25 protein-coding genes are annotated in these 25,748 nt (G+C 61.6%); 9 read left to right on the forward strand and 16 right to left on the reverse strand.

Annotated features, from left to right (window positions below; all coding sequences use genetic code 11):
• Window positions 1–71 precede the first annotated feature (71 nt).
• The gene (locus tag RLEG4DRAFT_RS26145; RefSeq protein ID WP_003581291.1) at window positions 72–758 is read right to left on the reverse strand and encodes a Type 1 glutamine amidotransferase-like domain-containing protein; all 687 of its coding nucleotides are present in this window, start codon (window positions 756–758) and stop codon (window positions 72–74) included.
• A 117-nt stretch (window positions 759–875) separates the two neighbouring features.
• Here RLEG4DRAFT_RS26145 and RLEG4DRAFT_RS26150 point away from each other — a divergent pair, with 117 nt between their 5' ends.
• The 3 genes from RLEG4DRAFT_RS26150 to RLEG4DRAFT_RS26160 all read left to right on the forward strand — a co-directional run bounded on the left by RLEG4DRAFT_RS26150 (window position 876) and on the right by RLEG4DRAFT_RS26160 (window position 4,683).
• The gene (locus RLEG4DRAFT_RS26150; protein ID WP_003581293.1) at window positions 876–2,114 is read left to right on the forward strand and encodes a urate hydroxylase PuuD; all 1,239 of its coding nucleotides are present in this window, start codon (window positions 876–878) and stop codon (window positions 2,112–2,114) included.
• Window positions 2,111–3,418, forward strand: coding sequence for a guanine deaminase (gene guaD, locus RLEG4DRAFT_RS26155; protein WP_003581295.1), 1,308 nt, complete (start codon window positions 2,111–2,113; stop codon window positions 3,416–3,418). Before RLEG4DRAFT_RS26150 ends, guaD begins: the two co-directional genes overlap by 4 nt.
• Window positions 3,419–3,540: 122 nt before the next feature.
• Window positions 3,541–4,683: an alpha-hydroxy acid oxidase gene (locus tag RLEG4DRAFT_RS26160; RefSeq protein WP_003581296.1), complete on the forward strand. Its 1,143-nt coding sequence runs from the start codon at window positions 3,541–3,543 to the stop codon at window positions 4,681–4,683.
• A 68-nt stretch (window positions 4,684–4,751) separates the two neighbouring features.
• Here the strand turns inward: RLEG4DRAFT_RS26160 and RLEG4DRAFT_RS26165 are convergent, their stop codons facing one another.
• The 3 genes from RLEG4DRAFT_RS26165 to RLEG4DRAFT_RS26175 are packed head-to-tail and all read right to left on the reverse strand — an operon-like array spanning window position 4,752 to window position 8,312.
• A complete protein-coding gene (locus tag RLEG4DRAFT_RS26165; protein WP_003581298.1) occupies window positions 4,752–5,192 on the reverse strand; it encodes a hypothetical protein in 441 nt (146 codons plus the stop codon).
• Entirely contained in the window at window positions 5,189–6,517 is a 1,329-nt protein-coding gene (locus RLEG4DRAFT_RS26170) for a phosphatase PAP2/dual specificity phosphatase family protein (RefSeq protein ID WP_003581300.1), read from the reverse strand. Before RLEG4DRAFT_RS26170 ends, RLEG4DRAFT_RS26165 begins: the two co-directional genes overlap by 4 nt.
• 10 nt (window positions 6,518–6,527) lie before the next feature.
• Window positions 6,528–8,312: a bifunctional alpha/beta hydrolase/class I SAM-dependent methyltransferase gene (locus tag RLEG4DRAFT_RS26175; protein WP_003581301.1), complete on the reverse strand. Its 1,785-nt coding sequence runs from the start codon at window positions 8,310–8,312 to the stop codon at window positions 6,528–6,530.
• A 154-nt stretch (window positions 8,313–8,466) separates the two neighbouring features.
• Here RLEG4DRAFT_RS26175 and RLEG4DRAFT_RS26180 point away from each other — a divergent pair, with 154 nt between their 5' ends.
• From RLEG4DRAFT_RS26180 to RLEG4DRAFT_RS26195, 4 genes are all read left to right on the forward strand, one after another.
• The gene (locus RLEG4DRAFT_RS26180) at window positions 8,467–9,078 is read left to right on the forward strand and encodes a CDP-alcohol phosphatidyltransferase family protein (protein ID WP_003581304.1); all 612 of its coding nucleotides are present in this window, start codon (window positions 8,467–8,469) and stop codon (window positions 9,076–9,078) included.
• Window positions 9,079–9,207: 129 nt separating this feature from the next.
• Window positions 9,208–10,347, forward strand: a complete 1,140-nt coding sequence (locus RLEG4DRAFT_RS26185) for a PspA/IM30 family protein (RefSeq protein ID WP_088941461.1) — start codon at window positions 9,208–9,210, stop codon at window positions 10,345–10,347.
• 5 nt (window positions 10,348–10,352) lie between these two features.
• Entirely contained in the window at window positions 10,353–11,000 is a 648-nt protein-coding gene (locus tag RLEG4DRAFT_RS26190; RefSeq protein WP_003581308.1) for an OB-fold-containig protein, read from the forward strand.
• On the forward strand, window positions 10,997–12,754 hold the full coding sequence (locus tag RLEG4DRAFT_RS26195) for a flotillin family protein (protein ID WP_003581309.1): 1,758 nt from the start codon (window positions 10,997–10,999) through the stop codon (window positions 12,752–12,754). The genes RLEG4DRAFT_RS26190 and RLEG4DRAFT_RS26195 overlap by 4 nt, the downstream gene beginning before the upstream one ends.
• Before the next feature lie 22 nt (window positions 12,755–12,776).
• On the opposite strand, the gene RLEG4DRAFT_RS26200 is transcribed toward RLEG4DRAFT_RS26195, so the two are convergent.
• The 8 genes from RLEG4DRAFT_RS26200 to RLEG4DRAFT_RS26235 form a co-directional block, all read right to left on the reverse strand.
• Entirely contained in the window at window positions 12,777–13,517 is a 741-nt protein-coding gene (locus RLEG4DRAFT_RS26200) for a metallophosphoesterase family protein (RefSeq protein WP_003581312.1), read from the reverse strand.
• Window positions 13,518–13,874, reverse strand: coding sequence for a hydroxyisourate hydrolase (gene uraH, locus RLEG4DRAFT_RS26205; protein ID WP_003581313.1), 357 nt, complete (start codon window positions 13,872–13,874; stop codon window positions 13,518–13,520).
• Window positions 13,871–14,371 carry an ureidoglycolate lyase gene (locus RLEG4DRAFT_RS26210; protein ID WP_003581315.1) on the reverse strand — a complete coding sequence of 167 codons (501 nt, stop codon included), beginning with the start codon at window positions 14,369–14,371 and terminating at the stop codon, window positions 13,871–13,873. Before RLEG4DRAFT_RS26210 ends, uraH begins: the two co-directional genes overlap by 4 nt.
• A 4-nt stretch (window positions 14,372–14,375) precedes the next feature.
• A complete protein-coding gene (locus tag RLEG4DRAFT_RS26215) occupies window positions 14,376–14,738 on the reverse strand; it encodes a HepT-like ribonuclease domain-containing protein (protein ID WP_003581317.1) in 363 nt (120 codons plus the stop codon).
• A complete protein-coding gene (gene uraD / locus RLEG4DRAFT_RS26220; protein WP_003581319.1) occupies window positions 14,735–15,235 on the reverse strand; it encodes a 2-oxo-4-hydroxy-4-carboxy-5-ureidoimidazoline decarboxylase in 501 nt (166 codons plus the stop codon). The genes RLEG4DRAFT_RS26215 and uraD overlap by 4 nt, the downstream gene beginning before the upstream one ends.
• Window positions 15,235–16,158, reverse strand: a complete 924-nt coding sequence (gene puuE / locus RLEG4DRAFT_RS26225) for an allantoinase PuuE (protein WP_003581321.1) — start codon at window positions 16,156–16,158, stop codon at window positions 15,235–15,237. The genes uraD and puuE overlap by 1 nt, the downstream gene beginning before the upstream one ends.
• Window positions 16,159–16,271: 113 nt before the next feature.
• A complete protein-coding gene (locus RLEG4DRAFT_RS26230) occupies window positions 16,272–16,979 on the reverse strand; it encodes a DUF1045 domain-containing protein (RefSeq protein ID WP_003581322.1) in 708 nt (235 codons plus the stop codon).
• Window positions 16,980–17,087: 108 nt separating this feature from the next.
• On the reverse strand, window positions 17,088–18,266 hold the full coding sequence (locus tag RLEG4DRAFT_RS26235; RefSeq protein ID WP_003581324.1) for an NAD(P)/FAD-dependent oxidoreductase: 1,179 nt from the start codon (window positions 18,264–18,266) through the stop codon (window positions 17,088–17,090).
• On the opposite strand from RLEG4DRAFT_RS26235, the gene mnmD reads away from it, so the two are divergent.
• Entirely contained in the window at window positions 18,265–18,984 is a 720-nt protein-coding gene (gene mnmD / locus RLEG4DRAFT_RS26240; protein WP_003581326.1) for a tRNA (5-methylaminomethyl-2-thiouridine)(34)-methyltransferase MnmD, read from the forward strand. The two genes, RLEG4DRAFT_RS26235 and mnmD, sit on opposite strands and share 2 nt — an antisense overlap.
• Window positions 18,985–19,023: 39 nt before the next feature.
• Here the strand turns inward: mnmD and RLEG4DRAFT_RS26245 are convergent, their stop codons facing one another.
• A complete protein-coding gene (locus RLEG4DRAFT_RS26245; RefSeq protein ID WP_003581327.1) occupies window positions 19,024–22,404 on the reverse strand; it encodes a response regulator in 3,381 nt (1,126 codons plus the stop codon).
• A gap of 43 nt (window positions 22,405–22,447) precedes the next feature.
• A complete protein-coding gene (locus tag RLEG4DRAFT_RS40410; protein WP_125869659.1) occupies window positions 22,448–22,663 on the reverse strand; it encodes a hypothetical protein in 216 nt (71 codons plus the stop codon).
• Between the two features lie 71 nt (window positions 22,664–22,734).
• On the opposite strand from RLEG4DRAFT_RS40410, the gene RLEG4DRAFT_RS26250 reads away from it, so the two are divergent.
• Window positions 22,735–23,043: a hypothetical protein gene (locus RLEG4DRAFT_RS26250; protein WP_003581328.1), complete on the forward strand. Its 309-nt coding sequence runs from the start codon at window positions 22,735–22,737 to the stop codon at window positions 23,041–23,043.
• 126 nt (window positions 23,044–23,169) lie between these two features.
• Here the strand turns inward: RLEG4DRAFT_RS26250 and RLEG4DRAFT_RS26255 are convergent, their stop codons facing one another.
• Window positions 23,170–24,555: an MFS transporter gene (locus RLEG4DRAFT_RS26255; RefSeq protein ID WP_003581329.1), complete on the reverse strand. Its 1,386-nt coding sequence runs from the start codon at window positions 24,553–24,555 to the stop codon at window positions 23,170–23,172.
• Window positions 24,556–24,754: 199 nt separating this feature from the next.
• A complete protein-coding gene (locus RLEG4DRAFT_RS26260) occupies window positions 24,755–25,702 on the reverse strand; it encodes a dihydrodipicolinate synthase family protein (protein WP_003581330.1) in 948 nt (315 codons plus the stop codon).
• Between the last annotated feature and the right edge of the window lie 46 nt (window positions 25,703–25,748).

Genomic DNA, 25,748 nt, shown 5'->3' on the forward strand with positions numbered 1-25,748 from the left:
TCGTTTCAAGATCCGCTACATTAGCAGATCAAGTACAAGAGAGGGATAATGCACAGCCTTCTCGGCAGCTTTTAGGCACGGGACAGTAGATCGGCAATCCGGACGCGATCGGCAGCTTCGGCAAAACCGGCGGAAATCATCAGCGGAGTGCCGAAGATTTCGACGAGCCCGTTGCCGAGGATGAGACCCTCGCCGTCCCGGCAGGCGAGAATGGGAATTACCGTCGTCTCGCTGTAGCGCAACAGCGCCGGGAGATAGCCCGGATCGTCGTTCAGATGCGGAAAGAACTCGAAGGGCACCAGATCAAGCGCCGCGCCATCCATCATCGCATCGGGCGAACTGCCGCAAAACAGAGCATCGACCGCGATCGTCGGCGTCATCAAAATCGCCCCGGCGCTAGTTCCGACGAGAATGCCGTCATCCAATGCCCATGCGCGCAATTTGTCCAGCATGCCGCTTTGGCGCAGCCGCCGCAGAAAATCGGCGGTGTGGCCGCCGGTCAGATGAATGGCACTGAAGGAAAACAGCCGGCTGATCTCCTCGTCGCCGCAAAGCGCGTCGAGATCGACGAAGAGATCAAGGGAAAGCCCGTATCGGGCGTAATACTGCTGTTTCTCGTTGAAAAACTCCCGCTGCGGCTCCGGGCCGGAGGCGATGTAGCCGATGCGGCTGCCGCGCGCGAGGATGAGTGCCGCAAGCCGCCGGTCCATCGGCGCATTTTCGGCGATTAGCTGATCGCTGTAGAGCGCGGTGATCATTCCATTGCTCCTTTGATCGCACTAAACGTCGCCCTGTGGGCGCAGTCCTCAATCTCCTCTTCCCTCCCCGCCAAAATTTTCGCAATGTCACGAGTCGGAGGAAGATAGGGGAACTCGATGTATGAATATGCCATAGCATGGGAATGGCTCGCCTTCGCGGCGCGCTGGTTCCATGTCGTCACCGCGATCGCCTGGATCGGATCGTCCTTCTATTTCATCGCGCTCGATCTCGGCCTGGTGAAACGCCCGCATCTCCCGCCCGGCGCCTATGGCGAGGAATGGCAGGTCCATGGCGGCGGTTTCTATCATATCCAGAAATACCTGGTGGCGCCCGCACAGATGCCGGAGCACCTGACCTGGTTCAAATATGAGAGCTATTTCACCTGGATATCAGGCTTCCTGATGCTCTGCATCGTCTATTACGGCGGCGCCGACCTCTTCCTTATCGACCGGCACGTGCTCGATATCAGCCCGCCGGTGGCGATCCTGATCTCACTGACCTCACTTGTCTTCGGCTGGATCGTCTACGACCTGCTCTGCAAATCGCCGCTCGGCAAGAACACCTGGGGCCTGATGGCGGTGCTCTATGTTGTGCTCGTCGTCATGGCCTGGGGTTATACGCAGCTTTTTACCGGCCGCGCCGCCTTCCTGCATCTCGGCGCCTTCACCGCAACGATCATGTCGGCCAACGTCTACATGATCATCATACCCAACCAGAAGATCGTCGTCGCCGATCTCATCGCCGGCCGCACGCCTGATCCGAAATACGGACAGGTCGCCAAGCAGCGTTCGCTGCACAACAACTACCTGACGCTGCCCGTCATCTTCTTCATGCTGTCGAACCACTATCCGCTGGCATTCGGAACGGCGTTCAACTGGGTGATCGCGGCCCTGGTCTTCCTGATGGGCGTGACCATCCGCCACTGGTTCAACACCACCCATGCCAGGAAAGGCCGGCCGACCTGGACCTGGATCGTCACCATCATCCTCTTCATCCTGATCATGTGGCTTTCGACCGTGCCGAAGCTGCTGACCGGCGATAAGGACACGGCGGCAGTGGCCCCCGCCTTCCAGCAATTTGCCGGCGATCCGCATTTCCCTGCCGTCAAACAGCTGGTCTCGACACGTTGCACCATGTGCCACGCGGCCGAGCCCGCCTATGAAGGCATCGTGCGGCCGCCCAAAGGCGTGATACTCGAAAACGACGCGGAAATTGCCGCCCATGCCCGGGAAATCTATATACAGGCGGGCCGAAGCCATGCCATGCCGCCCGGCAACGTGACCGATATAACGCCGGACGAGCGCAAGCTGCTCGTCGCCTGGTTCGAAAGTGCAGTCGAAGGTAGGAAACAATGACGACGACACTCCTGCGCGGCCGCCTGCTGTCTTTTCATCGCGCGCCGCTAAGCCTCGCCGATAGCCAAAGCTATCTCTATGAGGAAGATGGCGGCCTGCTGATCGAAGATGGGCTGATCGCGGCGGCCGGCGCCTATGCCGACGTGAAGGCAAAGGCAGCCGCTGATGTAGCCGAGATCGACCATCGCCCGCATCTGATCATGCCCGGCTTCATTGACATGCATCTGCATTTTCCCCAGATGCAGGTGATCGCCTCCTATGCCGCCAATCTGCTCGAATGGCTGAACACCTACACCTTTCCCGAGGAATGCCGTTTCGTGGAAAGCGCGCATGCGCAAAGGATCGCCACGCATTTCTACGACGAGCTGATCCGCCACGGCACGACGACGGCAGTCGCCTATTGTTCCGTGCACAAGACCTCGGCCGACGCCTTCTTCGCCGAGGCGATGAAGCGCAACATGCGCATGGTCGGCGGCAAGGTGATGATGGACCGCAATGCCCCGCAGGGCCTGCTCGACACGCCGGAGATGGGCTATGACGAGACCCGCCAGGTAATAGCGGACTGGCACGGCAAGGGCCGCAACCATGTCGCCATCACCCCGCGCTTCGCCATCACATCGACGCCGGCGCAGATGGAGGCGACGGCGGCGCTCGCCCGCGAATTTCCCGACCTGCACATCCAGACGCATCTTTCGGAAAACCACGACGAGATCAAATTCACCTGCGAACTCTATCCCGACGCGATCGACTATACCGACATCTACGCCCGCTACGGCCTGCTCCGACCGAAAAGCCTGTTCGGCCATGCCATCCACCTCTCCGAGCGCGAAGCCGATGCCATGAGCGAGACCGGCGCCGTCGCCGTCCATTGCCCGACCTCGAACCTCTTCCTCGGCTCCGGCCTGTTTCCGTTGAAAGCGCTGGCGCGGCGCGAAAAGCCGGTCCGCATCGGCGTCGCCACGGATATCGGCGGCGGTTCCAGCTATTCGATGCTCAGGACGATGGACGAGGCCTACAAGATCCAGCAGCTGCTCGGCGAGCGGCTGAACCCGCTGGAAAGCTATTATCTGATGACCCGCGGCAATGCCGAAGCCCTGTCGCTGGTCGACCGCATCGGCACATTGGAACCCGGTACCGAGGCCGATCTCGTCGTCCTCGATGCTGCGGCCACCCCGGCCATGGCGCTGAAGATGGAAGTGGTGAAGACACTGCCGGAGGAACTCTTCCTGCTGCAGACGATGGGCGACGACCGGGCGATCGCCGAGACCTATGTGGCCGGTATTGCTTTGAAAGCAACGCTTTGACGATCTCGGCCGCCGTCAGACCGGGAACGTGAAAGCCGTCCGAGGCGGCTAGTTTCCCATAACGCTCCTTTTGCAATTCATGTTATGGCCGGTAGCCGCATTCAGATGTGAAGGTTCGATTCATGGCCGCTCCACTCACCATCGCCGATCTGAAGAAGCTCGCGCAGCGCCGTGTGCCGAGGATGTTTTTCGACTATGCGGATTCGGGCGCCTGGACGGAATCCACATATCAGGCGAATGAGAGCGATTTCAGTCGGCTCAAGCTGCGCCAGCGGGTGTTGGTCGACATGACCGAGCGCACGCTGGAAACGACGATGATCGGCCAGAAGGTGTCGATGCCGGTGGCCTTGGCGCCGACCGGCCTCACCGGCATGCAGCATGCCGATGGCGAGATGCTGGCGGCGCGCGCGGCGGAGGAATTCGGCGTTCCCTTCACGCTTTCGACGATGAGCATCTGCTCGATCGAGGATGTCGCTTCGGTGACGACGCGCCCCTTCTGGTTCCAGCTCTACGTGATGCGGGACAAGGATTTTGTCCTCGGGCTGATCAACCGCGCCAAGGCCGCCAAATGCTCGGCGCTGGTGCTGACGGCCGATCTGCAGATTCTCGGCCAGCGCCACAAGGACCTGCGCAACGGGCTTTCGGCGCCGCCGAGATTCACCCCGAAGCACATCTGGCAGATAGCGACCCGGCCCTTCTGGTGCCTGGACATGCTACAGACGAAGCGACGCACCTTCGGAAATATCATCGGCCACGCCAAAAATGTCTCCAACATCACCTCGCTCGCCGCATGGACGCACGAGCAGTTCGATCCGCGGCTCTCCTGGGCCGATGTCGCCTGGATCAAGGAACAATGGGGCGGACCGCTGATCATCAAGGGCATCCTCGACCCGGAAGACGCCCGGGCCGCCGCCGACACCGGCGCCGATGCGATCGTCGTCTCCAATCATGGTGGCCGCCAGCTTGACGGCGCCCCCTCCTCTATCAGCATGCTCCCTGCGATCGTCGACGCCGTCGGCGACCGCATCGAAGTCCATCTCGACGGCGGCATCCGTTCCGGCCAGGACGTCCTGAAAGCCGTGGCACTCGGCGCCAAGGGCACCTATATCGGCCGCCCCTTCCTCTACGGGCTCGGTGCCATGGGCAAGGAAGGCGTCACGCTGGCGCTCAGCATCATCCGCAAGGAGATGGACATCACCATGGCGCTGTGCGGTAAGCGCGACATCAACGACGTGAACTCGTCGATCATATCAGGGCAAGGCTGAGAGAAATCGGCACCGGCTGCCCGCTATGGGCCGGGCAGGAACCGCGATATACGCAACGGGCACGCAATTCAGCAAAGCGGCTGGCCGTCGCTCGCAGTGAACAGAAGGATCGCGAAAATTCCGAGATAGATGGCGAGCGCAAAACGCTGCCGCCAGACGATGCGGCGCGATGCGGCAATCCGCCTCTCGAGGTCAGCCGGCGTCCCGTCCGGTTTGCGAAGCTGCATGCGGGACAGCAGGTCGTCGACGGCGGCAAGACCGTCGGCCTCTGTCTCGTGGCTCGACGCAAGGCGAAACAACAGCGCGTCGAAGAGAAGATGGATCGCCAGCCCAAGAACGATCCCACAGAATACCAGCATCAAGAGCCAGCCGAGAGACGGAGCGAAGCTTCGATATCCCGCGAGGATCGGGCCGACAATCAGTGGCAACAGCGCTGTCAGCCCGCAGAAGATGGAATTGCGGCCGAGATTTCGCGCGGCCGCCGAGGCCATGGCATTCCACTGCGTCATTGAAGGCCCTCCGCCACCGCATGGATAGTTTCAGCGGGCAGATGAACACGCCGTCCCGCGCGTTCGATCAGCCGCAGTGCTTCGGCTGGATCTTCGCAGCGTTGGCTGATCAGCAGCCAACGCACGATGACGCAGGCGCTCCGCTGGAAACCGAGCGCACAGCAGACGAGGACCGGCCCCTCCCGGCGCGCAGCCTCGATGAGGTTCGCCGCCGCTCCCGTCTGGATCTTGTCGAGGCCTGTAAGATCAAGGGTGGGAAAGCTGCACCAGCCCGTTGATATCCCGCTCGGGCGCTGAAGTTCACCGGTGATGTCGATCACCGTCGCAAAACGGTTGGCCTCATGGCGACGCGGAAAGCGACCGAGATGGACGCCGTCGGCGATCACCACGGATGCCGGCATTCTGCGGGTCCAGAGCCAGATGTTGATTTGAGCGCCGAGCCGGTAGGGCGCCAGTAGCCAGCGGCTGGTAAACGCGGCCCGGCCATCGGCGCGTTTCAGGAATATCTGCGGGCCAGCCCCGAAATATCCGACCGCGACAATCGCCAGCGCAATCGCCGGCCAGAGCAACAGAAGTGCTGCGGCCGATAGTGGAGTGCAGAGCGCTGCAAGGCCGAGAAATGCGACGGCACCGCACAGATAATAGATGCCGAGACGGCGCGACTTCGGATCGCCGCTCACCGCAAAATTCGCAAGCGGCGAACCGGCATCGCGGGGGAAAAGCCAGGCGGCAAACAGACCGAGCAATATGCCGGTTGGTATGTCCATGAGATGATGCTGCCAGGTCGTCAGCACCGAGGCACCGATCACAAAGCACCAGAAGTGCCAGACAAGCCTGGCCCGCAGCGGCAGCCGGCCGCGCAGATGGTCCCAGATCACGACGAGAAGTGCGATATGCAGCGACGGTGCCTGGTTGAACGGCTTATCGAAGCCGCCGAGGACGGCGAACATGAAGCCGGGCAGGCCGCTTGTTTCCGGCCGCACGAAGATCGCTTCGAGCGGAAACGCGATAAAGCAGGCGACGGCGACCAGCTGGATCGTCAGATAACGCCTCGCCAGCATATCGACATCGCGCGGCGTGGTGTTGATGAACAGGCAGAGCGCATAAAACAGATTGATCGACCAGTACGGAATGATCGTCCATCCGAGGAACGGAATGGCGCTTTCCCATGCGAAGGCAATGTTCGGCACATGAGCGCGTTGCGATGCCAGCCAATTGGCGCCGCCATAGGTCAGGTAGAAGAACGGCGCCAGGAAGGCGAGCCAAAGCGCCGCCCGCTTCAGGACCGGCGCTGCCTCTGAAAAAGTAGAACGTGCCTGGCCCAAAGCTTTGCCCTCAGACCCTTTCCGCCAACGAGACGGTGAAAATGCCCCACTGGTCGATGCGCTGTTCGATCTTGCGGAAACCGGCTGCGGCGACCAGCTGGTCCATTTCTTCTTGCGTTCGCCGCCGCATCACCCACGCCTCGCCGCCGCGATGGGAGGTCAGGGCGCGGGCAATCATCTCCAGTTGCGGATGCCATGGCTGGTTGGTGTAGACCAGCAGACCACCGGGCTGCATCGCGCGGGCAATCCCGTTGAGCGACGCGGCGATCATCGCATTGTCGGAAAACAGCTCGTAAAGGCCGGAGACGATCGCCAGGTCCGGAGCCGGCGTGATTGCCGCTAGCCCCTCGCCGTCAAAGGCATCCTGCTGGCGGAAGCTGACGAAATCGCCCAGTCCACGCGCGGCAATGCTGTTGCGGCCGGCGTCGACGTTGATCGGGGAATAATCCTGCAGCCGCACACTATCGGGACGCACGGCGGCCGTTTCGATCGCATCAAGGACATAACGGCCGTGCCCGGCCGCTATGTCGAGCATGTGGGTACTGCGGCCGTCTGCTTTCAGGCGCTGCAGCGCCCGGTCGATCAGCTCCTGCAAGTGCAGCTTGCGCTGCCTGATGCCGCGCCAGCCGATCGCCTCGAGGAATACCCTGTCGATCAACCGCCCGCCGGGACCGAGCCCGCGCGGCCTGTTCTCGTAGACGTAATCGAGCGTCGAGCCGGAATCGAAACCGGTCCTGACCCCGGTCCTTATGCCTTCGGAGACCAGGGCGCCGAGCCTGATATTCAGACGGCTGAGCGCCCAGTAGATGCCGCGTGGGGATGTGGCCTCAAGCGGGCTCGCCAGCCGGTCGGCCTCGTCCTTGGTATAACCCTGGATATGGGCGGTGCGAAGATCGGCAGGCGCACGGGGCTCGGCGAAACGCGCATCGATAAAACGGCGGATCTCGGCCAGCGCAATGGCGCGGTCCTTTTCGCCAAGCGTGTCATGGTAGAAGCCGGCAAACACATGACGCTCCTTGATGCGGCTGCCGAGGTTTTCGAAAAACCGGTGCTGCGGCGCGTGTCGCGCCACCCAATCGCTGCCGGAGATCAGCAGCTGGGTCGGAACGGTGATGGCGCGGGCGTCGCCAACGACGCGGGCGGCGGCCTCATAGAGCTGCACGAGAATGTTGGAGGCAATCGGCCGGGTGATCAATGGGTCGGATTCGTACGAGGCGATGCGCTCGGGATCATGTGTCAGGAACTTGGCCTTGACATAGGAATTGACGAAGAATGTCCCCTTGAGCTTTTCCCAGAGCGCTATGCCTTCCCTCGCAAAAGGCACGTAGAGCTTGACGCTGAAGGCCGGTGAGGCCAATACGAGCGCACGGATCGGCGGCGCATAGTCGTGCACCCAGGTGGTGGCCAGGACCGCGCCGACGCTCTGCGCAATGACGGCGATATTTTCGACTGATGTACCGCTTGTCTCGCTGACATGACGGACGAAGCAATCGAGATCACGCGCCGAGGCAGCAAAGGATGGCGAATAACCGCGCTCTCCCGGTGAACGGCCGTGGCCGCGTGCGTCCCAAGCGTAGAAGGCAAAATCATCGAGGCCGAGCTCGGTGGCGAGATGGGCGACGCGGCCGCCATGTTCGTGCCCGCGATGGAGCAGAATGATTGCGCCCTTCGATGCGGCGCCCGTCGCAGGCCACATCCGATAAAACAGCCGAGTGCCGTCAAACGACGCGAATTCGGATTCACCCATGGGTCTGGCCGTCGAGGACGGTTGCGCATTGTCGGCGGTTTGCAGCACGGTCTTCTCCGATTCAGATTGGTGGATGGGTTGCAACCATTGGCGGCAACAATGATTTGCCTTCATTGCAAAAGTCCAGTCGCAAATGTAAGTCCCTTGCGTGAACCGATATGAAGTGCGGTCTTTCGATGCCGCGAAACTCCACCGAGGTAGCATGTCTGTTTATCAATTGAAGTCGCGATTTCAGAATATTCTTCGCCCTCTGGTCCGCTCTCTTGCGGCACGAGGCGTCACCGCCAATCAGGTGACATCAGTTGCTGCCGCCGTCTCGGTTGCACTGGGCCTTTTTCTGAGCGTCGCCCCGCTTCCGCATTGGTTCCTGCTGGTGCCTATCTGGTTTCTCCTGCGTATGGCACTCAATGCCATCGACGGCATGCTCGCCCGCGAACATGGGCAGAAGAGCGTTCTAGGCGCGTATCTGAACGAGATCGGTGATGTCGTGTCGGATGTCGCCCTGTATTTGCCATTTGCGTTCATCGATCCCAACGGCCTGATGCCGGCGATATCAGTCATATTCCTGTCGGCGCTGACGGAATTTGCCGGCGTTTTGGGTCAAACGGTCGGCGCAAGCCGGCGTTATGACGGCCCGCTCGGCAAGAGCGACCGTGCGGTTCTTTTCGGCGCGCTCGGCGTCTTTGTCGCGGCTGGTGGTCAGTTCGCAGCATGGACGTCGTGGCTTTGGGCGGTAGTGGCTCTGCTTCTCGTATGGACCATCATCAACCGTATCACCGCCGGCATTCGCGAGGCGCACGCTGCCGCCCGATAGCGAGTCGAGCCGACCGCCGCCGGTGCCATCGCTAAACTTGCGTTCTCCTTTTAACTGCATGTTAAACCTAGGTTGTATTTTTAGCGCGGCATCTTGAAAGCACTAAAGCGGTGCTTTATGTTTTATCGTATGGCGAACACAGGCAAAACACCACATCCATCGCTGCTACGCTACACGCTGGCGCCTGATGAGCATGCCCGGCAGGCGCTGGACGATACTGTCGCCGCCTATCGCAGTATGATCGATATCCTGACTGAACTGATCGACGACAAGGCCGGCGCCAATCTGGTTGTGCTGCATGATATTGCCTATGAAACCGTCCGCGAGCAGACGAGCCTGCCGGCACGGCTGGTAACACTCGGCCTTCGCGATTTCGCCGCCAATCGCGGCGCCACCGCCGATCCGCCGCTTCTGCCGCTCGACGACAAGCTGTTTGCCATCAAGGGGCCTTCGGACCTGACGATCGCCACGGTGCATGGACGCGTTGCCGTACCCTTCGATGTCGCGGGTTATAGCAAGGGGTGGGAGAGTATTTTTCCCGCCTACCTTGTGGCCGGCCAGGATCATTACGAGATTCACATCGGCGTCACGCCGAATTCCGCTCGGATGGAGGAAAACATGACGAATGAAGGCATTCTTTCCCGCATGGGCCGTCTGATTGCAGGCATCGCCAATGCGGCAATCGACAAGGCGGAAGGCGTCAACAAGATCGCCGTCATCGAACAGGCGATCCGCGAGATCGATGCAGCAGCCGACGAAGCCCGCACCGATCTCGGCAAGGCACGCGCCGAGGAATACCGCATCCAGAGCCGCAAGGACGAAATCGTCGAGGACATGAACGCGCTCGACGCCAAGATCCGCCTCGCGGTCTCCTCTGAGCGCGATGATTTGGCAAAGGCCGGTGTCGCTCGCCAGATCGATCTCGAATCCCAGATCGCAGCACTCGACAAGGCGCTCGCCGATGCCAGGCAACAGGTGGACGAAGGCCAGAAAGCCCTGCAGGCCGTGCTCGCCACGCGCCGCGAGGCGGATGCCCGCCTTGCCGATTTCAAGCGCAGCATTGCCCTGCATCCCGAACCTGCTGCAACCGGTCATAGCCAGCCCACGCCGGGCGCAGGTGCGGCCCGTGCCGCCGCGGCGGTGTCGCGGCTGACCGGCGTCCCCTCAGCCGAGCATATCAACAGTTCCGAGTTGGACGAACTCGACCGGTTGCACCGCGAACAGGCGATCGAGGCACGCCTCGCGCGCTTCAAGACGGATAACCGGTAACGCCGATGGCACTTTTCTTCGCACCTGAATGCGCTCCCTTTGCCATCGCAGCCGCGGTGCTCGCAGGGCTGACCGCGATCGAGATGCTCGCGACCGTCATGGGTTTTTCGATCACGGAACTTCTCGGGAAACCGGATTTTCATGGCCATGACGGCATTGCGGGCTACCTGTCCTGGCTCAATCTCGGCGGCGTTCCCCTGCTCATTCTCATGATGCTGGCGCTCGGCTTCTTCGCTATTGCCGGCTTTGCCATCCAGGCCATCGCCAACGCCTTCTGGGCGCCGCTGCCGGCCATGATCGCCGTCATACCCGCCCTCTTGATCACCTTCCCCATGGTCAGGGCATCGAGCAGGACCGTGGCGCGGATCGTGCCGCATGACGAAACCTATGCCGTCGATCTCGACACGCTCATCGGCAGAACCGCCGAAGTGTCGCTCGGCCCGCTGGACCAGGGATTGCCGGGACGCGTCCGCGTCAAGGACCAGCATGGCAACTGGCATGTGCTGAGAGCCCGGGCCGCGAAAGATCAGGAGCCTCTGAAAATCGGCACGCAGGTCCTCCTCGTCGACCGCAAGGCAGATGTATTTATCGCCATTCCCGCACTGGTCGACCCGGCCGCGGCGGACAATCAATCTTTCAGGGAGCAGCCATGATGTATGACATTATTCTACCGGCCGGCATTGCCGTCGTTTTGATCTTCGGCATCGGCTTCGTCCTTGCCTCTCTCTACACACGTTCCAGCCGCGACGAGGCCTATGTGCGCACCGGCCTCGGCGGCCAGAAAGTCGTGCTCGACGGCGGCTCGGTCGTCCTGCCGATCTTCCACTCGACCGCGAGGGTGAACCTGAAGACGCTGCGGCTCGAGGTTCGCCGCGGCGAAGGCGATGCGCTGATCACCAAGGACCGCATGCGCGTCGATATCGGCGCCGAATTCTATGTGCGCGTCAAACCCGATGCCTCCTCGATTGCCCTTGCCGCCCAGACGCTCGGCAACCGCACCAACGACGCCGAGGCGCTGCGTATCCTGATCGAGGCAAAATTCGTCGACGGCCTTCGCTCGGTGGCCGCGACCATGAACCTCGACGCTCTGCAGGAACAACGCATGGACTTCGTCAAGGCCGTGCAGGAAGCGGTCGGTGCTGATCTCCAGTCGAACGGCCTCGAGCTCGAATCCGTATCCCTGACGCGGCTCGACCAGACCGACATCAAGCATTTCAACGCCAACAACTTCTTCGATGCGCAAGGCCTCGCGGCACTGACGCGCATTACCGAGGGGCGCAAGAAGGAGCGCAACGAGATCGTTCGCGATACCGAAGTCGCCATCGCCCAGAAGGATCTGGAGGCTCGTCAACAATCGCTGACCATCGAGCGGACCAAACGGGAAGCCGAACTCAGCCAGGAACGCGACATCGCCAACAAATCCGCGGCGACACGCGCCGAAACCGCTCAGCAGGAGCAGGCGGCAAAACGCGCCGAGGAAGAAGCCCGCATTGCCTCCGAACAGGCGATCGCTGAACGCGAGGCATCTGCCAAGCAGGCCCGCGAAAGCGCCAACATCGACGCGGCCCGCGCCGTCCAGCAACGCGAAACCGAAGCTAAGCGCGATCTTCAGATTGTCGCGCAGGAAAGCGCGATTGCCGTTGCCAATAAAAGCCGCGAGGAATCCGAGGCGAAAGCCACCGCCGAAACCGCCCGCGCGCTAGCGATCGCGGCAGAGGAAAAGGTCGGCACGGCCAAGGCGATCGAGATTGCCGAGCGCGAAAAACAGATTGCCGTGATCGACGCGCGCAAGAAGGCCGAAACCGAAGCGACCGCCGTGACCGTCGGCGCCGAGGCCGAGAAACAGGCGGCCACCGACCAGGCTGAAGCGATCAAGACCTTGGCGAACGCCGAAGCGGATGCGGCGATCATCAAGGCCAAGGGCATTCTCGAAACTGGCCGGGCTCAGGCTGAAAGCGAGGCTTTGCTCAACGAGGCCCGCAACAAGCTGAGCCAGACCATCATCGAGTTCGAGATCACCCGCGAGCGTATCCGCATCATCCCCGAGGCGCTTGCCGAGGCGGTCAAGCCGATTGAGAAGATCTCCGATATCAGAATTTTCGATACCGGCGGCATGCTCGGCCGCGGAAACGGTGCGAACGGCGACAGCGGCATCGGTCTCGGCGAAGGCTTGGCCGGCCAGCTCCTCTCCTATCAGGCAAACAAGCCGATCCTCGACAAATTGCTGAAGGAGGCCGGCTTCGAAGGCGACAACGCCATCTCATCCCTCCTTGGAAATCTCGATGGCGCAAAACCGGCAAAGCCGGTTGCGGCTCCGGTAAAGCCGGCAATACACACCGCGCCTCCGGTAACGCCGGCCGCAGCCCCTGCAAAAACCATCGCCCCTTCGGCGCCCGAGAAGGATTGATCGCAGCGCAGGCGGGTCTGGGCTATCTCACCCAACCCGCCGCCAGCGCACTCGCCCAGTCGGCACGGCCCCTTTCGGCGGCCAGTGCCGACATCGCCATATGATCGTAGGCGACGGTTCGGAACTGCCATATCCATCCGGCCGCCGTCTTTTCCAGAATAGCATAGCTCGCCAGCGGGTGGCCTGCTTCGACCTTGTGGTAATAAGGCAGATCGTCGTCATAGGCTGGGCAGCCGACACTGCCGGGATTGACGATCAGCCGGCCGTCGGAGAGGCGGACGGCGCGCGGGAGATGGCTGTGACCGCAAAGGATCAGCGGCAGGTCGATGCCTTCAGCCAGCGCCTCGATCGCTTCGATCGGCTTTAGGAAAACAAGACCCTCCGGCGAGACCGATTCCAGCCAGTAGAGATTGTCGTCCTTCGGCGTCGCGTGGCAGAGATAGGCTTCCCCACGATAGACGACATCGAATGGCAGACTGCGCAGCCAGTCGAGGTGGGATCCCGTCAGTTGCCGATAGGCCGCAGCATCCGAGGCATGCATGGCGGCCGGATCCTGCTCGATCAGATAGCGGTCGTGATTGCCGAGAACAGAGATGAGGCCAAGCGGCATCAGCAGGTCTGCGGTCCGGCCGGCCTCCAGCGGCCCGCTGAAGAAATCGCCGAGATTGACGATCTCCTCGATGCCTTCAGCGCGAATAGCCGAAAGCACCGCTTCGAGCGCCAGATGGTTGCCGTGAATGTCGGCGATCGCTGCAAACCTCATTTAGCTGCCTCGATAAGTGGAATAACCGTAGGGCGAAATCAGCAGCGGCACGTGATAATGCGCCGTGACATCGGCGATGCCGAAGCGGATCGGCACGAGATCGAGGAAGGCCGGATGCGGCAGCGGCGTGCCGTTGCGGCGCAGATAATCGCCGGCGTGGAAGACGAGTTCGTAGGTTCCGACGTGGAAATTTTCACCGACGAGAATAGGGCCGCCGTCGACCCGGCCGTCGGCATTGGTCTCGACCGTCTTCAGATGTCTGCGGATCTCGCCGTCGAGCTGAAAAAGATCGATCCTGAGCCGCTCGGCCGGCTTGCCAAGGGCGGTATCGAGAACATGCGTGGTCAGTCCGGTCATGGGGCTGGCTCTTTGATGAGGTAAGGGGTTTCGAAGAAGAATTCCTCTAGATTGTTGCCCGGCCCGTCGCGGTCGACGACCAGGAAATCCGAGACCTGACCAAGCGCCATCAGCGGATGATGCCAGACGTTGCGGCGGTAGTTCACGCCCTGGTCCCCGCGCGCCAGAAACACCTGCGGCCTGCCCGGGCGTCCGTTCTCGTCGTCGGAGACGACGACGAGAAAAGGACGGCCGGAAACCGGCGAGAAACTCTGGCTGCCGAAAGGATGGCGCTCCATCATATCGATATCATAGGGGAAACTGCGCGGCTGGCCGCGAAAGAGATTGATGATGACGCGGGCGCCCTCCCCCGCCGCCTCCGCTGCGGCCAGCGCGTGAAACCGTTCGGTGGTGCCGCCATTGATGAGCCGCATCGAGGCCGGATCGGCTTCGATTACCTCGCCGAAGGGAGCGAAGGCGGAACTGGTGAGCCGGCGAATGTCGAGAAATTCGGGCATCGCCTCACTCACCTTGGGCATGCCAGTTACGGACGGCATCGATCTCGCGAAGAAGCTCCGGCAGCGTCCGATAGGTCGCCTCCCAGATGTCCGAGGGATCGAGATCGAAGACATCGTCGAGGATGCGATTGCCTGTACCGCAGATCTTCGTCCACGGCAGGCCGGGATGCTCGGTGGCAAATTCCGGATGCGTCACCAGCAGACGGGATGCAGCAGCACCGATGGTGAAGTGGCAGAAGGCAACGGCCTTGAAAGTGAGCTGGTCCTCGGCGAAAGCCGCCTCATCCAATCCGCCGATGAAGGACAGCGCTTCGGATGCCGCCTTTTGCATGTCATTGAGATAGTCGATGGCACGCCTCTCCTTCATTCCGCCTCCGGCAGCATCGCGGTCAGACGCAGCAGCGCGATCTTTTCGACCTGCGCAGTCGCGGTAGAAAATTCTTGGTCCCGGCCGTTGCCGATCCGTGTTTCGAAAGCTTCCAGAATATCCTCCTTGCCGAGTCCTTTGACGGCGATGATGAAGGGAAAGCCATATTTTTCGACATAGGCCGAATTGAGTTCGGTGAAGCGGGCGTGCTCGGCAGGGCTCAAGCGGTCGAGACCGGCGCCGGACTGCTCCCGGCGGCTGTCCTCGGTAAGTTCGCCGGATATGGCAAGACGCCCGGCAAGGTCGGGGTGGGCTCGGAGCACGCCGAGACGTTCCTCCCGGCTTGCCGCGCGGAAGACCTCCGCAAGCGCCGCATGCACGCCTGATGCCGTCAGCGGCTCGCTCACGCTGCCGATGTCATAGGCACGCTCTGCGATGAAAGGCGAATGTTCGAAGACGCCGCCGAAGCGGGAAACGAAATCCTCGCGCGATAGCATCAGATCGCGTCCGGCTGATGGTGCTTGTGCCAATGCTCGGCAATCTCGATGCGGCGCGGAATCCAGACCTGGTCGTGCTTCAGCACATATTCGATGAAGCGTTTCAGCGCCGCTGCACGGCCGGGACGCCCAACGAGACGGCAATGCAGGCCGACCGACATCATCTTCGGGCTGCCCGCCTTGCCTTCTTCATAGAGCGTATCGAAGGCATCCTTGAGATAGGTGAAGAACTGATCGCCGGTGTTGAAACCCTGCGGCGTTGCAAAACGCATGTCGTTGGTTTCCAGCGTATAGGGAATGATCAGGAAGGGTTTCCCATCGACGCCCTTGACCCAGAAAGGCAGGTCGTCGGCGTAGGAATCGGAGGAGTAGAGAAAGCCGCCCTCCTCCTGCACAAGCCGTAGCGTATTGTCGGAAGGCTTGCCCTGATACATGCCGTAGGGGCGCTCGCCGGTGAGTTCGGTGTGCAGGCGCACAGCTTCGAGAATATGCTTGCGCTCCAGATCTTCCTGAAAATCCTTGTATTCCAGCCAGCGGTAACCATGGCTGGCGATCTCCCAGCCGGCTTCCTTCATCGCCGCGACGGCTTCCGGATTGCGGGCCATCGCCAACGTCACACCGTAGACGGTGGCCTGCACCTTGAGATCGGTGAACATCCGCCAGAGCCGCCAGAAACCGGCGCGCGAACCATATTCATAGATCGATTCCATGTTGAGATTGCGCTGTCCCGGCCAGGCGGCCGCGCCGACGATCTCCGACAGCAGATTTTCGGACGCCGGGTCGCCGTCGAGGATCGAGCTTTCGCCGCCCTCCTCGTAATTGATGACGAACTGCACGGCGACGCGTGCCTCTTCAGGCCATTTCGGATCGGGCGTCTGGCGCCCATAGCCGACGAGATTACGCGGATAAGTCTCGGATACCATCAAATCACCTTCTGAAAAGACGGAGAACGGTAGCATCCGCAGCCGGAATGTCGAGACGGAAACTGCGCAGCGGAATTTTATCCTTGCTGCGCAATACGTTAGCTTATCTCATGTCAGGCGATCTTGCGAGCGCTGACCTTGCCCATCGGATGCAGCGAATGAACCCGGAAAGGTCCGCCGGTGCCTTCCTCGATCATCAGCGCCACATTCGAAACGATGACCGGTTCCATGAGCACGGGCTCGAAAATCGTTCGCAGCGCCGGCTCGATGCGCGGCATGTCGATCGCGTTGACCGGGCCCGTCACCGGCATATGGAAGCGGAACTCTTCCATCACGTAAGGATTGCCCCAGCGATGCAGGTTTGAGAACTGCGCCGCCGACAGACCGTCCGGATCGCTGCGTTCGATGTCGGCCTCGCTCAGCGGCGCGCGGAAACGGTCGAATTCCTGCACGATCACTGAGGCAAGATATTGGATCTGCTCGCAGGGAACGTTCGGCAGCAGGCTGTAAAAATTCCCGAGCCGGGCGACTTCGAGACGCGGAATCTGAAAGGGAAGGACAGTCCCGGAAAAACGCATGAGATCGCGCAAGAGTTGCGATTCGGACAGATCGGACGAAAGATGGAACGGCGCCTTCAAAACGCCGTGAAAACCATAGCGCCGCGGCACGGCCGTATGGAAGGCGATCTCATGAATGCCCAGACCACGAACTGCCGGAGGCTCCAGCATATCGCCTGAAAACACGTTTCGGCCAAGCCAATGGGCGGCCATGAGCGATAGCGGGTCGCTCGCCGGAGGCGTGAAGCAAATGGCATAGCGCATGCGATTTCCTCCATCAGGAAAAGGAGCGCCGGTGGGCGCTGTCGATGCGCAAGCAAATAGGTGATTTGCATGACAGAATAACGAAACGCAGCTGCAGCTAATTCACGTTTAACGAGAAGCCGCTGCGATGTGGCTTGAAATCGCGAAGCTCTCCGGCAGCAAAAATCCGCAGTCTTTATCGCCTGCAATACAGATCACCGCCTCCGCCAGCCGGTGGGCCAGGCCGAAGCTGACCTTGAAGCCGCCGGTCAGCGCAATCAGGCGCGGGTGATCGGGATGGCGGCCGATCATCGGATCGCGGTCGACGGCCTTCGGGCGAAGTCCCGCCCAGCGCTCGACAACAGGCGCGTCGCGAAGGATTGGCACGATGCCGCGCGCCATCTCGATCAGCGCCTCGAGCTGGACATCGGTCGAAGTGGGATCCTCGAAGCGGTTCTCGCTGGTGCTGCCGATCGCCGCATGCCCGCCCTCATGCGCGATGACATAAAGCCCGTCGAGAAAGATCGTCGGCAGCGCCGGGTCGAGATCGGCCTTTAACAGCGCCGCCTGTCCCTTGACCGGCTGGCCGAGCGGCTGTTTCAGCCCCGGCGTCAGGCCCTGCAGCAACGGAAAGGACTGATGGCCGGCCGCCAGGATACAGTGATTGAAAGCGACCGTCTCGCCGCCCACCTCGGCCGTGCCGCGATCGGGATCGAGACCGGCAACCGCTGCATGCTCCAGGATGCGCACATGTTTTGCCCTCCGGAGAAAGGCGACGAGCGCCGCAATCAACGAGCGGGGCGCAACGCGGGCGGCGAGCGTGTCGTGCACGTAACCGCTCTCGCCGGCAGATGCTTCTATCCAGCCCTCCACCGGCGGCCTGCCGACCACATGCCAGTGGAAGCGGCGCTCGCCGGCCCGCCAATGGCGTTCGGCGTCCTCGGAATGGCCGCGTGCGATTTTGTTGAGATGCGGCTTCGGCAGCGGAATCAGCCGCCCGGACCGGCGATAACCGGCGGAAAGTCCACTCGCCGCTTCGAGCATGGCGATCTCGGCTTCGAGCGAAACCAGCGCATCGAACTGGAACTGCTTCTTAGCAGACCACCGGTCCGGCATATGCGGCATCAGCGCGCCGAGCAGGCCGCCGCTCGCGCCACCGCCCAATCTGCCGGTATCGGCGATCAGCGTAGCAATGCCGCGGCGCTCGGCATGGACGGCCGCCCAGAGCCCCATGATGCCGCCGCCGACGATCAGCAGTTCTGAGGATGATTGACCTGAGACCGGCCGAGGATTATCGGCTTTTTCCATGACAGACGTGAACCCCGATCAGATTGGCGCAGGCGCGCCGCAGCCGCTCGAATGGCGCGAGGGCGATATGCCCTATTCCCCAGCCTTTGGCGATCATTTTTATTGCCAGACCGATGGGCGGCTGGAATGCGGCCACGTTTTTCTGGCCGGCAACGGCTTACCGGAACGATGGAACGCGTGCCAGGCATTCGTGATCGGCGAACTCGGCTTCGGCACCGGCCTGAACTTCGCCGAGACCTGGCGGCAATGGAAACTGCACCGCGCGGCCGGCCAGCATCTGCATTTCATCTCCTTCGAACTCCACCCGATGCGCGGCGAGGAGATCGGCCGAGCCCTATCCCACTGGCCGGAGATCGACGCCGAAAGCGAGGCGCTGACGGCAGCCTGGCCGCAAACGCCTGCTGATACCGTCTCGCTCGACCTCGATGCCCAGACCAGGCTCAGCGTCGTCTGCGGCCGAGCGCTCGATGGCGTTGCAGCCGCAAAGCCCGGCTTCGACGCCTGGTATCTGGACGGCTTCGCGCCGTCGCGTAACGGCGACATGTGGTCGGAGGAACTGATGCGGCGCGTACACGAAAAAACGACGGCCGCTGGCACCTTCGCCACCTATGCGGCGGCAGGCTTCGTGCGCCGCAATCTCATCGCCGCAGGTTTTGCCGTCGAACGTCGCCAGGGCTTCGCCGGCAAGCGCGAAATGCTGTGCGGCATAAAGCACTGACGCTCGACACCACCATCGCTGCCGATGAATTATCCTGAATCAGTAGCTGGTTCGTCCCGGCTGCTGTTCGTCCTTGCCGAGCCATTGCCGGATCTTCTCTTCCAGCAATTCCGGGCTGATCGGCTTCGACATGTAGTCGTCCATGCCGGCGTCGAGGCAGAGTTCGCGGTCGCTTTCGAGGGCATGGGCGGTGACGCCGATGATCGGCACCCGGTGGCCCTGCCCCTTTTCCCGTTCGCGGATCGTCTGGGTCGCCTGATGGCCGTTCATAACAGGCATCGACACGTCCATCATGATGATGCGCGGCGTATGCCGTTCCCAGGCGGCGACCGCCTCCTCGCCATTGTTGACGACGAGGAAGGAAAGGCCCGTTCCCTGCAGGATCTGCGTGAAGACGATCTGGTTGACCTCGTTGTCCTCGGCGACGAGCACATCGACGAATTCGGCCGCCCGCGGCTGCGGCACCGGTGCAGGCGGCGGCACAGGCACCGCCGCTTCCGCCTGCAGCCGGGCAATCTCGGCTTCCGAAGCCTGCTTGACGCGGCTGGCGCGCACGACTTCGACGACGGTATTTCTAAGCACGTTGGCGCGCGCCGGCTTCATCAGATGCGCCTGGCCGTTCAGCGCCGCGAATTCCTTTTCCGTGCCCGAAATATCCATCGATGTGAGGAAAATGATCGGCAGCTCGACGAAACGACGATCGGCGCGCAGCCGGCGCGCGACATCAGCGCCGTTCATATCGGGCATATGATAGTCGAGCACCACGGCATCGACGGTGACGCCGAGATCGGCTGCCGCCTCCAGGATAGCAAGACCGGTACCGCCGCCCTCGGCGGCCACGCCGTCGAAGCCCCAGAGCGACAGCTGCTCGGTAAGGATACGCCGGTTCACTTCATTGTCGTCGACGACGAGGATGCGCGCGCCTTGCACGTTGATCGGCAGCGGTTTCGGCTCGAGCCGGGCTGCCGCCACCGCAAACGGCAGCGTGACGGTGAAGACCGAGCCCTTACCCCATTCGCTCTCGACGTTGAGATAGCCGCCGAAAAGGTCGACGAGCCCGGCAGTGATCGCCAGCCCGAGGCCTGTTCCCTCATGCCGCCGGGTCGAGGAGGCATCGACCTGCGAGAACTTGTCGAAGACCGTTTCGAGCTTCTCCGTCGGGATGCCGATACCGGTATCCTCGATGCGGATGCTCGCCATGATCTCGCCGCCGGCGGCAGGCTCGAAGCCGACATCGACGAAGACATGGCCGCGCTCGGTGAATTTGACGGCATTGCCGACGAGATTGGTGACGATCTGGCGGAAACGCCCGGCATCGCCGATCACGGCAGCGGGCAGATCCGGTGCTGCCCGCACCAAGAGTTCGATGTTTTTCTCGGCGGCGTGCGAGGATAGAAGTGTAGCCACGTCCTCCACCGCTTCGGTGATATCGAAGGCGGCTTTGCGCAGTTTCATCTGCCCGGCATCGATCTTCGAAAAGTCGAGGATGTCGTTGATGATCGTCAGCAGCGCATTGCCCGATTTGACGATGATGTCGACGAAGGTCTTCTGCCGCGTATCGAGATTGGTCTTGGCAAGCAGCTCCGCCATCCCGAGCACGCCGTTCATCGGCGTGCGGATCTCGTGGCTCATATTGGCGAGGAATTCGGATTTGGCGCGGTCGGCGGCTTCGGCACGCGACAAGAGATGGCGCAACTCCTCCTCGCGGCTCTTGAGTTCGGTGACGTCGGTGAAGAGCGCCACCCAATGCTGTCCCGCGCTGATCGTCGCATCCATGTTCACCCAGCGCTCGCCGCCGACATGGAAGACGGTGGAAATCGGCAGCCTGGCGGCGATATTGTCGCGCCAGCCCTGCAGGATCTCGGCTGCGGCATCATGGAAATCGCCGCGCGCCGCGCAATATTCGAACATGCCGAGCCAACCCTGCCCGGCTTCGATATAGGCGGGCGGAATCTGCAGGATATCGGCCATCGCCGCATTGGACATCTTGATGATGCCATCCTGGACGATGGCAAGACCCTGCGACATCGCATGCGTCGCATCGCGCATCATCTCGCCGACCCGCTCGAGTGCTGCGCGGGTCTCGTGAATTTCCTTTTCCCGCTCGCGCACTGCCGAAATGTCGGCATAGGTGAGCAGGATGCGGTCGTTGGAGATGCGGCGGCTGTCGAAGATGACGGATTTGCCGCCCGCCCAGCCGAGCTCGATCGGCTCGGGAACCTCGGCCTCGAACAGATGCTTGCGGAAGGCGTAGATCTCCTCCGGCGTCTGCCTGCCGTCATAGCGTCCAAGCTCTAAATTGCGGCGGATGACGTCGATAAAGGGGCGGCCGTCGAAGGGATCGTCGAGTGGCAGCTCCCAGATGCTGTAGAACTCGTCGTTGACGTACAGAATACGGTGGTCGTTATCGAGGATCAGCACGCCGATCGGCAGTGAGCGCAGGATGCTCTCGATATCCCGATGCAGAACCTCTTCCTGCTTCTTCGCCTCGATTAGCGCCGTCTCCCGCTCCTTGAGCGGCGCGATATCGGAAAAAGAGCCGACGACATAGGTGCGCCCATCCGCCGTCACGACGCGGTTGACCCGCGAGATGAGCGGATGAACGCGGCCATCCTTGCCCGGCATCTGGCTTTCGATCTCCTTCGACAGGCCATCTTCCAGCGCCAGGCGGTTTTCCTGGTAGATCGCCTCTCCGTCCTCCGGCCCGAACATTTCGTGCTCGGTCATCCCCAGCACCTCAGAGCGTTCATAGCCGCTGAAGCTCTCGTAATACTGATTGGCATAGACGAGGCGGTGTTTGTCGTCGCGTACGAAAACCGCGACCGGCAGGTCCTCCATGATGGTGCGCAACAGATCGCGTTCGTTGACGCTCTCGTGCCAGCCCGTATCGTTGGGAGCAGCCGGCTTTGCGCCGTTGCGATAGGCGGCGTTGACGACCAGCGGGCGGCCATCTGCGGCAAAGATGCCGATCGGATGGTCGAGCTTCTCAAGCGCCTCGCGCACCTCAGCAAAATCGGCCGCAGTCTCGGGGCTGCCGGCAATCCCGCTGCCGCCGATGGCGCGGCGCCGTTCGCGCACTTCGAAAATGCCGAGCACATAGGCCCGATCCGGCGACGGCGAGAAGCTTTCGATCTGGATGCGCTCGTGGCCGAGGCCCGCGGCGTCGAAACAGATGGCGTTTTCCTCGGTGCCGAACACCAGCGCGCGGCGTTCTCTATCCTCGCGCTCCTCTTCCTCGGGACGGTCGAAGAGCTCGCGGCTGCGTCTGCCGATGAAATCGGAAATCTCACGGCCCAGGAAGTCGGCATAGGCCTCGTTGACGGCGACATAGCGCAGTTCGCTGTTCTTGACATAGGCCGGGGTGTCCAGATCGGCGATCCGGCGGCAAGCCAATTCCAGTATGTCCCCGGCTGATTTCAAGAAATTGTCGCTCCCGCAATGAATGAAATATCAACTACAAAGACTATAACGCCAAGGCTTTTAACAAGGTTTTAACCATAATTTTCAGCGGGGAAATTTCACGAGCCGGCTCATCGAACAAAAGATACGCCACATTGGAAGCCGGGCTTGCGCGAGACTGAAAGAACGCCGCCATCGGCGGCAATCCCACAAGCTTGATACACCGGCATCCGTTGAAATCATGACGAAAATTTAATGCGGCAGGCGCTTGCATGGCCATCGCGCCGCCGCGATCCGGGCGGAACCTGGACACGGCTTTATGAAAGCCAGTCTAGATAAGGAAATAGCAATATGTCCGTTCTTCATAAGACCATGGCGACGGGCCTGATCGCGCTGACCCTTGCCGGCGCCTCGCTCGCCACCGCCACCACCGCCGATGCCCGTCCACGCGATGCCTTCTGGGGCGGCCTTGCCGCCGGCGTCGTCGGCGGCGCCCTGATATCCGAGGCAGCCCGCCCCGCCTACCCTGTCTATCCCGCCTACCCTGCACATCGCCCGTACCCGGTCTACCGGACCTATTACCGGCCAGCCTATTGCCATATCGAATGGCGACGCGATCGTTGGGGCGAGCCCTATCGCGTCCAGGTCTGCCCGGAATAGAAAAACCGCATCCGGCGCCGCTTGACCTCCCCGGCGGCGCCGGTCCAATCGCCATCAACGACGATCAAATGAAACTGGCGGATTTTCATCCGCCAGGTCAAAGCCGATCAACCGGATTTCCATCCCCTACGGAGAAAGCTCCTCGAGCACGCGCCCCTTTGTTTCCACGGCAAACAGCATGGTGACAATCGCGCCGACCATCAGAATGACTGCGAAGCTCGCGAAGACATACTGAATGCCCATGGAAGACATCAGCGTACCGACGATGATCGGGCCGGTCGACGATCCCAGGCGAAGCCAAGCGCTGCCGGTTCCCGTTCCCAGCGCCCTGAGGCGCGTCGGATAGATTTCCGCCGAGTAAAGGTAAAGGGAGAAGGTAACAGTCTGGACGATTGCATAAGCGAGACCGCCAAGAACCAAAACCTGCATGGCCGAGGTCGCCCCTAGCCAGGCGAGAGCCAGAAGCGGCAGGGGAGCGAGAAGCAGCGCACCCGTATACCAACGCTTTCGCCCCACCTTGTCGATGAGCAGCGCGCAGATGACGGCGGCGATCACGCCTCCGACCGACGTCAGGAAACCATAGAAGATGCTGGTTTGAAGCGGCAGGTTGAAGACTTGCCGATAGAGTGTCGGCAGCCAGGTGATCGTACCGTTGGCCACCGTATAAGCAGTGAACCACATGGCCCAGATGGAGAGCGTTCGCTTCAGGTAAATCCCCTGGAATAGCTCGCGCCAATCGGAGGTGCGACGAACCGGCGCTTGGACGAGCTTCGGTTCGGGCAGTTCCCTGCCGTCAGCACGAGCACTTTCTTCCATCCGGCTAACGATGGCGTTTGCTTCCTCATAGCGGCCGTTGGCAACGAGCCAGCGCGGCGATTCCTTCAGGAACCAGCGCAAGGGGATCATGAGAATTGCCGGTTCGAGGCCGACGACGAACATCGCCTTCCAGCCATAGATCGGCACCATGAAGTAGCCGATCAGCCCGGCGCCGACCAAACCGAGCAGGAACATGACCTCATAGAGGAGGAAGAACTTGCCGCGCCCCCTCGACCCGATCAACTCGTTGATATAGGCGCTGGCGACCGGCACTTCGCCGCCCGTGCCGATCCCCTGGGCGAAACGGAAAGCCATCATCGTGCCGGCACCGGCGGCAAACAGGCAAGCGACATCCATGCTGACGAAGAGCAGGATCGTGAACAGAAGAACTTTCAGCCGGCCGACCTTTTCGGCGAGCCAGCCGAACAGGATGGCGCCGATCAACTGTCCGAGATAACCCATCGACAGGATCATGCCGGTTTGTGCGGGGTTCAGGCCCCACTCACGCACGAGGACAGGCATGGCATAGGCGATGGCGATGACCGTGTAGCCGTCGAAGAACGTCGCGGCGCCGACGATATTGCGCGCCCAGAATACCTCACGGGTGATGGGAAGACGCTCCAGACGAGCGCTGATTTCGGCCTGAGGATCGACGATATTCGCCGTCTCAGCCGGGATAGGCTGCATGACATTCATTGGTTCCTCCTTCTCGCCCTCTGGCTTTCCACTCTCCCGGCCAGGGGCGCTGCTGCTTGATGGTTGCTGCTGCGTATCAAGTCGTCCTGTCGGTGCATTGGGCTTCAAAAAGGCGGACTTGCCTTCACGACCTCGCCATTTCCAGAGATGCGATGAGAGGTTCGACGCCGCTGCGACATGCACAGGGGCGTCGAATGGGTCACTCGGCAGCCAGGAGCTGGTCGACCCGGCCGATACCGGCCGCGTCGAAGGCAGCGAAGATATCCGCTTCGGCCTTTTCGCCAAGGTTCTTCAGCGGCTCACGGATCGTTGCATGGTCAAGGATACCGCGATGCACGAGGCCGAGTTTGAGGGCCACCGTGCCTTCCATGTGCGACCCGCGGTGATAAACAGCACGCGTCACCGGAAGAAGGCGTTCGAAAATCTCACGGGCTGCCGGGTAGTTCTGCGCCTTGCCGGCCTTGATCAGGTCGATCAGCAGTTCCGGCGCGATATTGCCGTAACCGACAAGCAGACCGTCGACGTCGAACATGGTCGGCAGCAGCCACTCATCGTGGCAGCTCAGAACCTGCAGATCAGAATTGGCCCTCTTCAGTTCCGGAATTTCGACATACCAGCGCTTCATATTGCGCACGCCATTCTTGGTGGCGACGACGCCTTCCTGGGTGGCGATGGCCAGTTGTGTGTCGAGATCGTAAGATGCCTTAGTGGCATCTGGATACTGGAACAGGATGCACTGCAGGCCCGATTCTTGCCAGATCGCCTTGTAGCGATCCTGGGGCGCCCCCTTCTGAAAACCGAAGCGCAGCCAGCCGTGGTTCGGATAGACGAGCGCGCCGGTGGCACCCGCCGCCTTGCACTTCCTGGCTTCCTCCGCGGCGACCTTCGTGCCTTCACCGGTAATCCCGGCGATGATCGGCACGGCGCCGTCGACTGCTTCAACATAGGTGCGGATGAGAGCGAGCCGCTCCTCTTCTGTGAGGAAGGTGCCCTCGCCAGCATGGCCGAGGATGACGAGGCTTTTGACGCCCTCCATCGACACCAGCCATTTTGCGATTTTGGCATTGGCTTTGTGATCAACTTCGCCATCGCGGGTGAAAGCGGTAACGGGGGCCGGGCTCAGCCCGCGCATATCCATCGGTTGCATCTAGGTCTCCTCCTTAGGCAATCGCCGTTCACTTGCGACCAGCGAT

It is taken from the genome of Rhizobium leguminosarum bv. trifolii WSM2297, assembly GCF_000271845.1.